Annotated in this window: 9 protein-coding genes; 2 read left to right on the plus strand and 7 right to left on the minus strand. The window is 64.1% G+C overall.

Features of this window, described 5'->3' with window-relative positions; genetic code table 11:
• Positions 1-102: 102 nt before the first annotated feature.
• On the minus strand, positions 103-1,695 hold the full coding sequence (locus ORS3428_RS20395; RefSeq protein WP_071100070.1) for a peptide ABC transporter substrate-binding protein: 1,593 nt from the start codon (positions 1,693-1,695) through the stop codon (positions 103-105).
• A gap of 291 nt (positions 1,696-1,986) precedes the next feature.
• Between ORS3428_RS20395 and ORS3428_RS20400 the strand changes: the two genes are divergently transcribed.
• Positions 1,987-2,433 carry a TadE/TadG family type IV pilus assembly protein gene (locus ORS3428_RS20400; RefSeq protein ID WP_083355239.1) on the plus strand — a complete coding sequence of 149 codons (447 nt, stop codon included), beginning with the start codon at positions 1,987-1,989 and terminating at the stop codon, positions 2,431-2,433.
• Between the two features lie 23 nt (positions 2,434-2,456).
• Complete coding sequence (locus ORS3428_RS20405; RefSeq protein WP_244508044.1) at positions 2,457-4,187, plus strand: pilus assembly protein TadG-related protein; 1,731 nt, start codon at positions 2,457-2,459, stop codon at positions 4,185-4,187.
• A 7-nt stretch (positions 4,188-4,194) separates the two neighbouring features.
• On the opposite strand, the gene bglA is transcribed toward ORS3428_RS20405, so the two are convergent.
• From bglA to glgB, 6 genes are all read right to left on the minus strand, one after another.
• A complete protein-coding gene (bglA, locus tag ORS3428_RS20410) occupies positions 4,195-5,826 on the minus strand; it encodes a beta-galactosidase BglA (protein WP_071100072.1) in 1,632 nt (543 codons plus the stop codon).
• On the minus strand, positions 5,826-7,826 hold the full coding sequence (glgX, locus tag ORS3428_RS20415) for a glycogen debranching protein GlgX (protein ID WP_071100073.1): 2,001 nt from the start codon (positions 7,824-7,826) through the stop codon (positions 5,826-5,828). Before glgX ends, bglA begins: the two co-directional genes overlap by 1 nt.
• Positions 7,827-8,031: 205 nt before the next feature.
• The gene (locus ORS3428_RS20420; RefSeq protein ID WP_071100074.1) at positions 8,032-9,660 is read right to left on the minus strand and encodes an alpha-D-glucose phosphate-specific phosphoglucomutase; all 1,629 of its coding nucleotides are present in this window, start codon (positions 9,658-9,660) and stop codon (positions 8,032-8,034) included.
• A gap of 3 nt (positions 9,661-9,663) precedes the next feature.
• Entirely contained in the window at positions 9,664-11,109 is a 1,446-nt protein-coding gene (glgA, locus tag ORS3428_RS20425; protein ID WP_071100075.1) for a glycogen synthase GlgA, read from the minus strand.
• Positions 11,110-11,249: 140 nt separating this feature from the next.
• Complete coding sequence (gene glgC / locus ORS3428_RS20430) at positions 11,250-12,515, minus strand: glucose-1-phosphate adenylyltransferase (protein ID WP_071100076.1); 1,266 nt, start codon at positions 12,513-12,515, stop codon at positions 11,250-11,252.
• Between the two features lie 61 nt (positions 12,516-12,576).
• Complete coding sequence (gene glgB / locus ORS3428_RS20435) at positions 12,577-14,790, minus strand: 1,4-alpha-glucan branching protein GlgB (RefSeq protein WP_071100077.1); 2,214 nt, start codon at positions 14,788-14,790, stop codon at positions 12,577-12,579.
• Positions 14,791-14,844: the final 54 nt, after the last annotated feature.

Consider the following 14,844-nt stretch of genomic DNA (forward strand, 5'->3'; position numbering starts at 1 on the left):
ACCAGCATTGCCGAAAATCCAATCCGACTTTCGGCCMGGCACGACGACAGACCGCAACCGCCGCTCCCAAAAAGAGAGCGACGGCACGGCCAAGGTTTCTTATCAGTCCTTGGAGATGAAGCGGGACGGATGAATGTCCATCACATTGTCGGTGAAGCCATGYAGCTTCGAAGAGACGATGTCGTGGTAGCTGTAGTAGAGCAGCGGGATCTGGGCGACGTCGTCGACGAGGATGCGCTCGGCCGCGGCGAGATCCTTCATACGCTCCTCGGGCTTGCCGCCGGCGGCGGCTGCCTTGTCCATCGCGGCCTCATAGGCCGGGCTGTTATAGTTCGAGTAGTTGTTGCCGCTGGCCTTGCGCGAGATGCCGAGGAAGGTCTCCGGATCCTTGTAGTCGGCGATCCAGGCGGCGCGGGCGACGTCGTAGTTGCCCTTCTGCTCGAGGAAGCCGTAATGGGTCTTGGTGTCCGTGTTGAGCAGCGTCACCTCGATGCCGAGCGGCTTCAGCTGTTCCTGGATGGCGACCGCCGTGTTCTTGTGGTTCTCCGAGGTGTTGTAGCGGATCTCCATCTTCAACGGATGCTCGGGTGTATAGCCTAGCTTTTCCAGGATCTTCTTGGCCGCATCCTCGCGGTCGATCTGCGACATGTCGGCATATTTGGCCAGTGCCGGCGTGTAGCCCTCGATGCCCGGAGGCACCATCGAATAGCCGGGCARCATCGAGTTCTGCCAGACTTTCTCGGCGAGGAAGTCGCGATCGATCGCCATCGAGATGGCGTTGCGCAGCTCGACATTGTTCCAAGGCGCCTTGTCGGTCTTGATCGCATAATAATAGGTGCCGAGATATGGCCCGACACGGACTTGGTCACCGAATTTGGTTTTGAGATCGGCGAGCTGTTCAGTCGGCAGGTCACCATAACTGTCGAGTTCACCGGCCTCGAAGCGCTTCATCGCCGACGAGCGATCCTCGGTCGGGATGTAGTTGACCACGTCGAGCTTGACGCTCCCGGCGTCCCAGAACTTCGGGTTCTTGACCAGTTTCATGTGGTCGTTGGGAACCCACTCCTTCAGCGTATAGGCACCGTTGGAGACCAGCTTGCCCGGCTTGATCCAGTCAGCGCCGAGCTTGTCCATGGAAGCCTTGTTGACCGGATAGGTCGCCTGGTGGGTCAGCATCTCCAGGAAGTAGGGCGTCGGGGCCTTCAGCGTGACTTGCAACGTGTTGGCGTCGATCGCCTTCACGCCCATGTCCTCGGCCTTGCCTTTCTTGGTGTTGAAGTCCTCGGCGCCCTTCACCGGATAGAGCATCGAGGCGTATTCTGCAGCGGTGGCCGGATCTTCCAGCCGACGGAACGAATAGACGAAGTCGTCCGCCGTCACCGGGCTGCCATCCGACCAGAGGCCGTCCTTGCGCAGCTTGAAGGTGTAGACAGTGCCGTCGTCGGACACCGTCCAGCTTTCGGCTGCCCCCGGAATGAGGTTGGTCTTCTGGTCATGCATGACGAGACCCTGGAACAGGTCGCGTATAATATCGGCTTCGTAGACCGTCGACGTCTTGTGCGGATCGACGGTCTCCGCCTCGGCGGCGGCGCCGCGGTTGTAGACGGTCTCGGCGAAGGCCGGCGTGTAGAAGGTGCCGGCGGCCAAGGCCATGGTGGTGGCGAACACGGTCGCCTTCAGCAGATTTTTCAGCATGAAAGTCTCTCCCTTTGGACGCGGCCCCTCAACCACGCCTTTCAAGTTGACGCCCCGGAACCGTTCGACGGGCTCCTTTTGAGCGTGCCGCCGGTCCCTTCCGGCAGCTGGTGGCGGCGAGACTAGACAGAGCGAAATCTTATTTCAACTACCCGCTGCTTGACGTTGAGTGAGCGGCGCCTCGCTAAAACAGCGAAATCTAAAGTTTATGTCGCCGTTCAACTTGGTGCAGCTTTCGGTTGTTCCGGTCGTTTTCTATTTTTGCAGGTGGGCTTTGGCATTGTCCGGACCATGCTGAAGAACCGAAAATTGCTTGCTCCCTGGTCTCGTTTTCCGACTGACGCCGCCGGAACGTCGGCGGTCGAATTCGCCATGCTGGCGCCGATCTTCATCCTGCTTCTGCTCGGTATGGTTGCATACGGAATATATTTCGGTGCCAGCCATTCGGTCCAGCAGATCGCCGCCGACGCGGCGCGCACGGCGATCGCCGGTCTCAACCAAACCGAGCGCCGGGCACTGGTGACCGATTTCATCACCCACGATGTCGCGGGCTATCCCTTTGTCGACCCCAACAAGCTGACGGTCRACGCCAGGGACAGCGCCGTCGACGGCAGCCAGTTCGTCGTCTCGGTCAGCTATGACGCGCGCGACCTGCCGATCTGGAACCTGTTGCACGACCTGCCGCTGCCCGGCGTGACGATCCAGCGTCAATCGACAATCCGGGTCGGGGGCATTTGATGCGCAATTCCGCGGGGGGATTGATGAGCGCCACCCGGCGGCTGATGGCCGACCGGCGCGGCAATTTTGCGGTCATGACCGCGCTCTGCACGCCGGTCGCTTTGGCGCTGACCGCCTTCGCAATCGACGAAGGCTCGCTTTACAATGAGCGCCGCGCCGCGCAGTCGATCGTCGACCTCGCCGCGATCACCGCCGCCGCCAACATCAACAATGCCGAGCAAGCGGTGCTGACGACRCTGAAGGACAATGGAATCACGTCCGTCGCCGTGCAGCACTCGGGGAGCAACATCGCGCCGACCGGCCGCAAGGCAGTCGTGCAGGTCGTGCCTGGACGCTATTCCGGGGTCAGTTCCATAGCGGCCGGCAGCCGCTTCGAGGCAGGCAAACGCCCCTACAACGCCGTCCAGGTGTCGCTGAAGAAACAGGGCACGCTCTATTTCGCCGCCTCGGTGATGGCACCGCCGGTGATCGGCACGAYGGCCACCGCCAGCGCCCAGCCCGAAGCGGCATTCTCGGTCGGCTCGCGGCTTGCCAGCGTCAATGGCGGCATTCTCAACGCGCTGCTCGGCGGGCTTCTCGGCGGCAACATCTCGCTCAGCGTGATGGACTACAATTCGCTGATCTCGGCCGATGTCGACGTGCTCTCATTTACCGATGCATTGGCGACGCAACTGCATATGACCGGCGTGAGCTATTCGGACGTGCTGGCCTCGAAGGCTACGGTCGGCCAGATCGCAACCGCCATGGCCAACGTTCCCGGGTTGGATCGGACGGCCAAGGTCGCGCTGCAGACAATGGCCTCAAGCGCCACCAACGCGGTCAAGATCCCGCTCAGCCATCTCGTCGACCTCGGCTCGGTGGGCAGCCTCGGCCTCGGCCAGAAGCCCGCCGGGCTTTCGGTGGGCGCAAGCGCCCTGAGCATGCTGACCGCGGCCGCGGCGCTCGCCAACGGGACCAACCAGGTTGCCCTCAATCTCGGCGCCACCATACCCGGGCTGACATCGACGACCCTCGACATCGCCGTCGGCGAGCCCATGCAGAACTCGCCCTGGCTGGCGGTCGGAGAAGCGGGTACAGTGGTGCGCACCGCGCAGACGCGCATCAAGCTCAATGCCAGCGTCACCGTCGGCACGCCCAACCTTGGCAGCGGCACCAAGCTGCTCGCCGTCAACCTGCCGCTCAATGTCGAGGTCGCCTATGCCGAGGCAAAGTTGACCGATATCAGTTGCCCCACAGGCCCTTCCAGCATCAAGGTCTCGATTGCCGCGCAGCCCGGCGTTGTCGAGGCGCACCTTGCCGACAGCGATGCCAGCGGCTTCGTCGACTTCACCAGGCCGCAGTCCTTCCACGACGCCGAGATCGCCGATCTAAAGGTGTTGCTCGTGCCGTTGCTGCAGGTGACCGGATCCGCGGCGACCRCGATCACCAACACGGCACCGACGAAGCTGGCCTTCAGTGCCACCGACATTGCCAACAAAACGATCAAGACCGCGTCGACGAAGAACCTGACGCAGTCGCTCACGACCTCGCTCGTCAACAACCTGTCGCTGTCGGTTAAAGCAGTGGGCCTCGRCATCGATGTGAGCGCCCTGCTCGGCACGGTGAAGCCGGCGGTGACGACGCTGCTCGATGGYGTGACCGCGCCGGTCGACAATCTCGTCTACAATGTGCTTGCAGCGCTTGGGGTGCATGTCGGCGAGGCCGACGTTCGGGTGACCGGCGCGACCTGCGGGCGCGCGGTGCTGGTGCAGTAATAGCCCGTCAGCCTGTCCGCCCGACAAAGCAGCCCAAAGCCGGCAGCGCGAGCGCTCTCTCTTCAAGAACTCCGCTGGCATCGACGGCAATGGCGATCGGCTCGATGCCGCCGAGTTCCTCCGGCAACGGCCAGTCGGCCGGCTCGCCGGCGAAATTGAAAACGCAGAGCAGCCTCTCGTCGTCGCGCTCGCGGACGAAGGCCAGCACATCGCCTTCCGCGTCGAGAAATCGGATGGAGCTGTTTACCAGCGCCGGGTGGCGCTTGCGCAGGGACAGCATCGAGCGATAGGCGGCAAGCACCGACTGTTCCTGGCCGTTCTGCACATCGACAGCGCGGGCGCGGTGCGCTTGCGGCACCGGCAGCCAGGGCCTGGCCGTGGAGAAGCCGCCATTCTCGGCGGCCGCCTCCCAGACCATCGGCGTGCGGCAGCCGTCCCTACCCTTCACGCCCGGCCAGAAGCGGATGCCCAGCGGATCGCGCAGGTCCTCATAGGCAAGCTCCGCTTCCTCCAGCCCAAGCTCCTCGCCTTGGTAGAGGCAGATCGAGCCGCGCAGGCACGAAAGCAGGGCGATCGCGAATTTCGCCACCGTATCCGGATTTTCGCCCGGCCGCATCCAGCGGCTGACATGGCGCGTGACGTCGTGGTTGGAAAAGGCCCAGCAAACCCAGCCGTCCACAACCGCATTCTCGAAAGCCTCGACGCAACCGCGCACATGGGCGGCCGAGAATTGCGGGCCGAGCAGGTCGAAGGTGTAGCACATTTGCAGCTTGTCGCCCTCGGAGGTGTAGGCGGCGAGCGTCTGCAGCGAGCGCTCCTCGTCGCCTACTTCGCCGACCGCCGCCCGGTCCGGATACTCGTCGAGCAACGCGCGGAAACGCTTGAGGAAGTCGAGATTTTCCGGCCGCGTCTTGTCGAAGAGATGCTCCTGGAAGGCATAGGTTGTGGTCGCGACATTGGTGCCGGCCACGCTCGAAGCCAGCGGCGGGTTGTCGCGCAGCCAGCGGTCATGGACATAGTAGTTGACCGTATCCAGCCGGAAGCCGTCGACGCCGCGCTCCAGCCAGAAACGCACCGTGTCGAGAAGCGCGTCCTGCACTTCCGGGGTGTGGAAGTTGAGGTCCGGCTGCGCGGCGAGGAAATTGTGCATGTAATACTGCCGGCGGGTGGCATCCCACTCCCAGGCCGGCCCGCCGAACAGCGACAGCCAGTTGTTCGGCGGGTTGCCGTCTGGCTTGGCGTCGGCCCAGACATACCAGTCGGCCTTCGCATTATCGCGGCTGGCGCGGCTCTCGACGAACCATTCGTGCCTGTCGGACGAGTGCGAAATCACCTGGTCGATGATCACTTTCAGGTCGAGCCGGTGCGCCTCAGCGACCAGCGCATCGAAATCCTCCAGCATGCCGAACATCGGATCGACATCGCGATAGTCCGACACGTCATAGCCCATGTCGGCCATCGGCGACTTGAAGAAGGGCGAGAGCCAGACGGCATCGACACCGAGGGAAGCGACATGGGCAAGACGCGACGTGATGCCCTTGAGATCGCCGCTGCCGTTACCGGTCGTGTCCTGGAAGGAGCGCGGATAGATCTGGTAGATCACACAGCCGCGCCACCATTCAGCATTTTCGCCAGCCATTACGGACCCTTCCTGGCGCGGGCTTTTGCGGCCCGGCGCTCGATCATGAAATTCACGCTTCGGCCGGGCAGCGGCCGCGCAAGGTCGATCGCCTGCGTCTCGATAGCGGAATGCCACTCAAAACCTTTCCGCGCGGGCAAGGTGAATACGCATTGGCGGCGGTCGCCATTGACCATGACGGCAAGGCGACCGGCCCCGCTATCGCCGAGCATCATGACGAGGCGATGTCGTCCGGGATCGTTCCAGTCGGCCTCGCCGAGCGGCGCGCCGGTCTCGGTCAACCAGGCGACATCAGGGATTTCTGAACCGTCCGCCGGCTTGCCGGTCAGGAAATGCGTGTCCGACAGCGCCGGGAAGGCCCGGCGCAGCGTCGCGAGCRCAAAGGCATATTGCTCCAGCGCCTGGTCGCGGCCGTCCCAGTCGAGCCACGTGATGGCGTTGTCCTGCGCATAGGCGTTGTTGTTGCCTTTCTGTGTTCTGCCGAACTCGTCGCCAGCGGTCAGCATGATCGTGCCGCGCGAAGCAAAGAGCGTCGCAAGCAGCGCTCGCTGGTCGTCGAAACGCGCCTTGGTAATCGCCGCGTCCGCCGTCTCGCCCTCGACGCCGTTGTTCCAGGAGAGGTTGTCGTCATGGCCGTCGCGATTCTGCTCGCCGTTGGCCGCGTTGTGCTTCTTCTCATAGGCGACGAGATCGGCCAGCGTCATGCCGTCATGCGCGGCGATGAAATTGACGCTGCGGATCGCTGGCTGCCCTGCACCGCCGAAAACGTCGGACGAGCCTGCAAGCCTGGTGGCCAAAGCACCGATCGCGCCGGCGTCGCCGCGCCAGAAGCGCCTGACATCGTCGCGGTAGCGGTCGTTCCATTCCAGATATGGCGGCCGGAAATTGCCGAGCTGATAGCCGTTCGGACCGATGTCCCACGGCTCGGCGATCAGCACGCGGTCGGCGAGCACAGGATCGCCGGCGATGGCTTCGAGCAGGGGCGCGTTTGGTTCGAACGTCCCCTCCACGCGGCCGAGTACCGACGCGAGGTCGAAGCGGAAGCCGTCGACCCCGGCATGGCGGACGAAATGGCGGAGCGTGTCGAGCACCATCTGCTGCACGGCCGGTTGATCGCAGGCCGTCGTGTTGCCGGTGCCGGTGTCGTTGGCCAGCCTGCCGTCCGGCAAATGCCGGTAATAGGCCTGCGCGTCGAGGCCGCGCAGCGACAGCGTCGGCCCCAGCCGGTCGCTCTCGCCGGTATGGTTGAAGACGAGATCGAGGATGGTGCCGACGCCCGCATCGCGAAGCGCCGCGACGGTGTCGCGCAATTCCGTCAGGCCGCCGGGCGCCAGACGCGGATCGAGCGCCATGAAGGTGACGGGGTTGTAGCCCCAGGCGTTCTTCAGCCCCAGCGGCGGGAGGTGCCGCTCGTCGATCGAGGCCGTGATCGGCATGAGCTCGACCGTGGAGACGCCGAGACGCTTCAGATGCTCGAGGACGGCAGGATGGGCGAGCGCTGCGATGGTGCCGCGCTGCGCTTCCGCGACATCCGGATGCAGCTTGGTGAAGGAGCGGACGTTGATCTCGTAGATCAGGCCGCCGGGCTGGAAGAGCGGCGGCTTGGGCGATAGCGGCTGCGGCAGCGTGCGCGCCGCTGCCTTTGGCATCAACGCGGCGGTGTCGGCGCCTTCATTGCGTTTGGCGGCGAGCCGCCAGTGGTAGCGGTAGGGTCGATCGATCTCGACCGCATAGGGATCTGTGAGAAGCTTGTCCGGATCGAACCATAAACCGCGATCCGGCGCATAGTCCCCGTCGGCGCGAAAACCGTAGCGCGTGCCTTCTGAAAGTGCGGAGACGAAGAGGGTATGCACCCCCTCGCCTTCCGGCTTCAGTTCCAGCCGCTCTACTTCGCGGGCTCCCGTATCGTCAAAAATCGAAACCCACAGCCGTCTCGCCGATGACGACCAGACGGCAAAGCGAATGCCGCCGCTGGTGACGGTTGCGCCGAGCTGGGTCATGGGCGCGGCCCGCCCYCCCCTTCTCCCCTTGTGGGAGAAGGTGGATCCGCGCGCAGCGCCGAGACGGATGAGGGGTGTTGGAAGGAATGAGGCATTACCGATTTGAACGCAGGCCTGCGCCAAGCTGGAGCACCCCTCATCCGACCGAACTTCGCTCGGCCACCTTCTCCCACAAGGGGAGAAGGGAAGGCGCTCGATGCCACCCTCAAGTAATCACGCTCGGCTTGTTGCGGCCGGTGTGGCGCTTGATGCCGGCAATGTCGTCGGCGGCTGCGATGAGATCGGCGAGCGCTTCCTGCGTGTCGAGGTCGTGCCGGCTCTTGTCCGGCTCGTAGCGCTCGATATAGACGCGCAGTGTGGCTCCGGAAGTGCCCGTGCCGGAGAGGCGGAAGACGACGCGCGAGCCGCCCTCGAACAGGATCCGGATTCCCTGGTTCTTGCTCACCGAGCCGTCGACCGGATCGTGATAGGCGAAGTCGTCGGCGCTGGCGATCTTCATGCCGCGCACGCTGGTGCCGGGCAGCGAGCCGAGCTTCGCGCGCAATTCATCGACCAACGCGTTCGCCCGCTCGGTCTCGACCTCCTCATAGTCGTGGCGCGAATAGTAGTTGCGGCCGTAGGTTTCCCAGTGCTTGGTGACGATGTCCTTGCAGCTCTCGCCGCGCACCGCGAGGATGTTGAGCCACAAAAGCACGGCCCACAGCCCGTCCTTCTCGCGCACATGGTTGGAGCCGGTGCCGGCGCWCTCCTCGCCGCAGATCGTCGCCATTCCGGCGTCGAGCAGGTTGCCGAAGAACTTCCAGCCGGTCKGGGTCTCGTAGATGCCGATGCCGAGCTTTTCGGCGACGCGGTCGGCGGCACCGCTGGTGGGCATCGAGCGGGCGATGCCTTTCAGGCCTTCCTTGTAGCCGGGCGCCAGATGCGCGTTGGCGGCAAGCATCGCCACCGAGTCCGACGGGGTGACGAAGATGCCCTTGCCGATGATCAGGTTGCGGTCACCGTCGCCATCCGAGGCGGCGCCGAAATCCGGCGCATCCGGTCCCATCATCTCGTCGTAGAGATGCTTGGCGTGCACCAGGTTCGGATCGGGGTGATGGCCGCCGAAATCCGGCAGCGGCTTGAAGTTGCGGCAGGTGCCGTTCGGCGCGCCGAGCCGGCGCTCAAGAATTTCCTTGGCATAGGGACCAGTCACCGCATGCATGGCGTCGAAGCGCATGCGGAAGCCATATTTGAAGTTGGCGCGGATGGCGTCGAAGTCGAACAGGCTTTCCATCAGCTCGGCRTAGTCCTTGACCGGGTCGAAGACCTCGACCGTCATGCCGCCGGCCTGGAAGGTGCCGATCGTGTCGATGTCGACCGTGCCGATGTCGGCGATCTTGAAGCTCGATATCGTCTTGGTCTTTTCGAAGATCGCGTCGGTGATCTTCTCCGGCGCCGGGCCGCCATTGCCGGCATTGTATTTGATGCCGAAATCCTCGTGCGGGCCGCCCGGATTGTGGCTGGCCGACAGGATGATGCCGCCGAAAGTCTTGTATTTGCGGATGATGTTGGAGGCTGCCGGCGTCGAGAGGATGCCGCCCTGCCCGACCATAACCTTGCCGAAGCCGTTGGCGGCGGCCATGGCGATGGCCTTCTGGATGACCTCGCGGTTGTAGAAGCGGCCGTCGCCGCCGATGACCAGCGTCTTGCCTTCAAAGCCTTCCAGCGCGTCGAAGATCGACTGGATGAAGTTCTCGGCATAGTGCTCCTGCTGGAACACGGGCACTTTCTTGCGCAGGCCCGAGGTGCCGGGCTTCTGGTCGGTATAGGGTTTGGTGGGGACGGTCTTGATCATGCCTCAGGCAGCCCTTTTCGAAAGCAGCAAGCGATAGAGTTCGACATATTTCTCGGCGCTCTTGTCCCAGGAGACGTCGGCCTTCATGCCCTGGCGCTGGATCGAGGCCCAGCTCGCGGGCCTGGCATGCGCCTCGACCAGCCGGCGGATGGCATGCAGCAGCGCGCCGCCATTGTTCGGCGCGAACTGGAAGCCGGTGGCGACGCCCGCCGACAACGCCGCCTCGTTGGCGTCGATGATGGTGTCGGCGAGGCCGCCGGTGCGAGCGACGACCGGTACGCAACCATAGCGCAGTCCGTAGAGCTGCGTCAGCCCACAAGGCTCGAAGCGCGACGGGATGACGATGGCGTCGCACCCGCCCTGCATGATGTGGGAGAGCGCTTCGTCGTAGCCGATGACGACGCCGACGCGGCCGCGATGCCGCGCCGCGGMGGCAAGCAGCGAGCCTTCGAGGCCGGCATCGCCGGAGCCCAGGACTGCCAGTCGCGCCCCACGCTGAACGATGCCGTCGACCACCGCGGCCAGAATGTCCATGCCCTTCTGCCAGGTCAGCCGGCTGACCACGCAGACGATCGGGCTGTCGTCGCTCTCGAGATTGAAGCGGTCCTCGACCGCCTTGCGGTTGAGGCCTCGAGCCTCCAGCTTCTCCGCCGAATAATTGGCCACCAGATGCTTGTCGGTCGCCGGGTTCCAGATACCGACATCGATGCCGTTGACGATGCCGTAGAGGTCGACCGCGCGCATGTTGATCAAGCCGTCGAGGCCCATGCCGAATTCCGGCGAGCGGATCTCCTGCGCATAGGTCGGGCTCACCGTAGTGATCGCCCAGGCGGCCTGCAGGCCGGCCTTGAGAAAACCGACGCCGCCATAATATTCGACGCCGTCGAGCTGCATGGCCGCGCCCGGGAGGCCGAGCTCGCCGAAGATGCCGGCCCCGAACTGGCCCTGGAAGGCAAGGTTGTGCACGGTGATCAGCGACGGCACGCCGACCGCTTTGCCGTAGCGCATATAGGCAAGCGTCATCGCCGACTGCCAGTCATGGGCGTGCACGATGTCGGGCTGGTAACCGGAGATCGCGCCGGCGGCGATGTCGCCGCCGGCCTGGCTGAGCGCCGCGAAGCGCCGCCAGTTGTCGGGCCAGTCGGAGCCGGAGGCGGTGCCGTAGGGCCCGCCCTGGCGGTCGAAAAGATGCGGCGCGTCGAGCACGAAGAGGTCGAGTTCACCGATCCTGACGGCATGGACCGAGGCCTTGCCGCCGTGCAGCAGCGGGTAGTGGTAGACGGCCTTCTTTTTCTTGAAGCGCTCCATCACCGCCGGATAGCCGGGAACCAGCGTGCGCATCGCCACGCCCTTGCCGGCGAGGGCGATCGGCAGCGCGCCGGTCACGTCGGCAAGCCCGCCGGTCTTTACCAGCGGGAAGATTTCGGGCGTGACCGACAGAACCTGCATGCGCTTAACGATCCGCTCCTAGTGCTTGTCGCCCAAAAGTGTGCAGCGGCTTTGGGACAATGACATGCACAAAAACAACCTAAAGTGACAGCTTGTTGATCAGACTGACAAGTGGTTGATCAGACTGGCAACTTTGTCGATCAGAGCGACAGCTTGTCGATCATGTCCTGGGTGATCAGGCTGATGCCCTTCTCCGAGACGCGGAAGCGCTTGGCRTCAAGCTCCGGATCCTCGCCGACCACCAGCCCTTCCGGAATGCGGACGCCATGGTCGATGACGACGCGCTTGAGGTGCGCGTTGCGGCCGACCTGGACGTCGGGCAGCATCACCACCTCCTCGAGCTTCGAATAGGAATTGATGCGGGCGCCGGTGAAGATCAGGCTGCGCCGCAGCGAGGCGCCGGAAACGATGCAGTCGCCGGAGACCAGTGAGGAGATCGCCTCGCCGCGGCGGCCGTCCTCGTCATGCACGAACTTTGCCGGCGGCTTCAATTCCGAATAGGTCCAGATCGGCCAGTCGCGGTCGTAGAGGTCGAGTGCGGGGGTGACGTCGGTGAGGTCGATATTGGCCTCCCAATAGGCGTCGACGGTTCCGACATCGCGCCAGTAGGGCTCGGCCTCATGGGAGGAGCGCACGCAGGACTTGGCGAAACGGTGAGCGATCGCCTTCCCGTTCTTGACGACGTAAGGAATGATGTCCTTGCCGAAGTCGCGGCTGGAACCGGGTTCGGCCGCGTCGCGGCGCAGCTGCTCCATCAGGAACTTGGTCTTGAACACATAGATACCCATCGAGGCCAGCGCAAAGTCCGGCTTGTCCGGGATGCCGGGCGGATCGGCGGGCTTCTCGATGAAGGAGATGATGGTGTCCTTCTTGTCGACATRCATGACGCCGAAGCCGGTCGCTTCCATGCGCGGCACTTCCAGGCAGCCGACGGTGACGTCGGCGCCGGCATCGACGTGCTGGCGCAGCATCAGCTCGTAGTCCATCTTGTAGATGTGGTCGCCGGCGAGGATGACCATGTATTCGGGGCCGTAGGCTTCGATGATGTCGATGTTCTGGTAGACGGCGTCGGCCGTGCCTTCATACCATTGCGTTTCGGAGACGCGCTGCGAGGCGGGCAGAATGTCGAAGCTCTCGTTTCGTTCCGGCCGCAGGAAGTTCCAGCCGCGCTGCAGGTGGCGGATCAGCGAATGCGCCTTGTACTGGGTGGCGACGCCGAGGCGGCGGATGCCGGAGTTGAGGGCATTCGACAGTGCGAAATCGATGATGCGCGTCTTGCCGCCGAAATAGACCGCGGGCTTGGCGCGCCGGTCGGTCAGCTCCTTGAGGCGACTGCCGCGGCCGCCGGCCAGCACATAGGCCATGGCATCGCGCGCCAGCGGCTGGGTTCTCTTGATTTCTGCCATTGTCTGCCTCCCTCCTGAGCTGTCCGGAACATTGCTTGAGCACGATGAGACATCATCTGCTTCAGTCCGCGACGAATTCGAGCATCATCGTCGAGAGCGGCGGCAAGAGCATCGTCGCCGACGTGCCGCCCCCTTCCCTGCTCGCCACGACCATGCCGCCATTGCCCTTGCCGGAGCCGCCATAGTCGGTGGCGTCGGTATTCATGATCTCACGCCACTCTCCCGCCTGCGGCAGCGGCACACGATAGTTCTCGCGCGGCACCGGCGTGAAATTGGAGATGACGGCGATCGGATTGCCGCCCGGCGCGCTGCGCAGCCAGGCGAAGACGGAGTTGTCGTGATCGTCGACGATCAGCCAGGAGAAGCCTTCCGGCTCGCAGTCGCGCGCATGCAGCGCCGGGCGCGAGCGGTAGAGGTAGTTCAGGTCGCGCACCACCTGCCAGACGCCGCGGTGCGGAGCGTAATCCATCAGGTTCCAGTCGAGCGCGCGCGCTTCGCTCCACTCGCGGCGCTGGGCGAATTCCTGGCCCATGAACAGAAGCTTCTTGCCGGGATAGCCCCACATGAAGGCGTAGTAGGCGCGCAGCGTCGCGAATTTCTGCCAGTCGTCGCCGGCCATCTTGTGGAGCAGCGAGCCCTTGCCGTGCACGACCTCGTCATGGGAGAGCGGCAGCACGAAATTCTCGGAGAAGGCGTAGATCAGGCCGAAGGTGATCTCGTTGTGATGGTATTTGCGGTAGACCGGCTCCTTGGAGAGATACTCCAGCGTGTCGTGCATGAAGCCCATGTTCCACTTGAAGCCGAAGCCGAGGCCGCCTTCGTGCACCGGGTGCGAGACCTTCGGCCATGAGGTCGATTCCTCGGCGATCGTCATCACGCCGGGATGATGGCCGTAAAGCTCCTTGTTCATCTTCTGCAGGAAACTGACCGCCTGCAGGTTCTCGCGTCCGCCCCTCTCGTTGGGAATCCACTCGCCCGCCTTGCGCGAATAGTCGAGGTAGAGCATCGATGCGACCGCATCGACCCGCAGGCCGTCGACATGATATTTCTCGGCCCAGAACAGCGCGTTGTTGACGAGGAACGAAGAAACCTCACGGCGGCCGAAATTGTAGATCGCGGTGTTCCAGTCGGGATGGAAGCCCTGGCGCGGATCGGCATGCTCATAGAGCGCGGTGCCGTCGAATTTCACCARCCCATGCTCGTCGACCGGAAAATGCGCCGGCACCCAATCGAGGATGACGCCGACGCCGGCGCGATGCGCGCCGTCGACGAAGCGGGCAAAGCCCTCGGGATCGCCGAAGCGGGCGGTCGGCGCATAGAGGCCGGTGGTCTGGTAGCCCCAGGACGGGTCGTAGGGATGCTCGGAGATCGGCAGGAACTCGATATGGCTGAAGCCCGTCTCCACCACGTAAGGGATCAGCCGCGCGGCGAGTTCGTCCCAGGTGAGGAACGTGCCGTCGTCGCGGCGCTGCCACGAACCGGCATGGACCTCGTAGATCGAGATCGCCTCACGCCTGGGATCTGCCTTTTGCCAGAAGCTGCGGTGCRCCTCGTCGCCCCATTGATGCGCCATCGGCGGCGCCGTCACCGAAGCGGTCGCCGGACGCAGCTCGGATTCGAAGGCGAACGGATCGGCCTTGAGCGGCAGCCTGACGCCGTCGGGGCCGATGATCTCGAACTTGTAGGGCCGGCCTGAGCCGAGGTCCGGGATGAACAGCTCCCAGATGCCAGTGTCCTTGCGGCCGCGCATTGTGTGGCGGCGACCGTCCCATTCGTTGAAATTGCCGACCACCGAGACGCGTCTGGCATTCGGCGCCCAGACGGCGAAGTGCACGCCGGTGGCGCCCTCATGTTCGATGATATGCGCGCCGAGCTTGTCGAAGAGCCTTAAGTGCGAGCCCTCGGCCATATAGTAATCGTCCATCGGACCGAGCACCGGGCCGAAGGAATAGGGATCGGTCAGCCACCAGTCGCCGCCGGCATTCCTTGCGTGATAGCGCAGCGGCTGGCGCTTGCGGATCGACAGTCTGCCCTCGAAGAAGCCGGCATCGTCACGGCGGGTCAGTTCGCCGGCTTCCTTGCCGGTCAAAGTATGGGCGGTGACGAATTCGGCATGCGGCACGAAGCAGCGGGCGACGAAACCCTTGCCGGCCTCATGCACGCCCAGAACGGCGAAGGGATCGCCGTGCGTTCCGGCGACAATCGCAGCGACGTCGCCGGCTGCCGCCAGTCCGTCCGGCCCGCTAGTCGCAGTGGTCGCGCGCGGCTTCCTCATCAGGCAGCGTCCCTCCCTGGGAACTGGACCACGTTGTTCGTGGCCTCATGCAAT

Origin of the sequence: Mesorhizobium sp. ORS 3428 (assembly GCF_001854785.1) — a bacterium.
Lineage (GTDB): Bacteria > Pseudomonadota > Alphaproteobacteria > Rhizobiales > Rhizobiaceae > Mesorhizobium.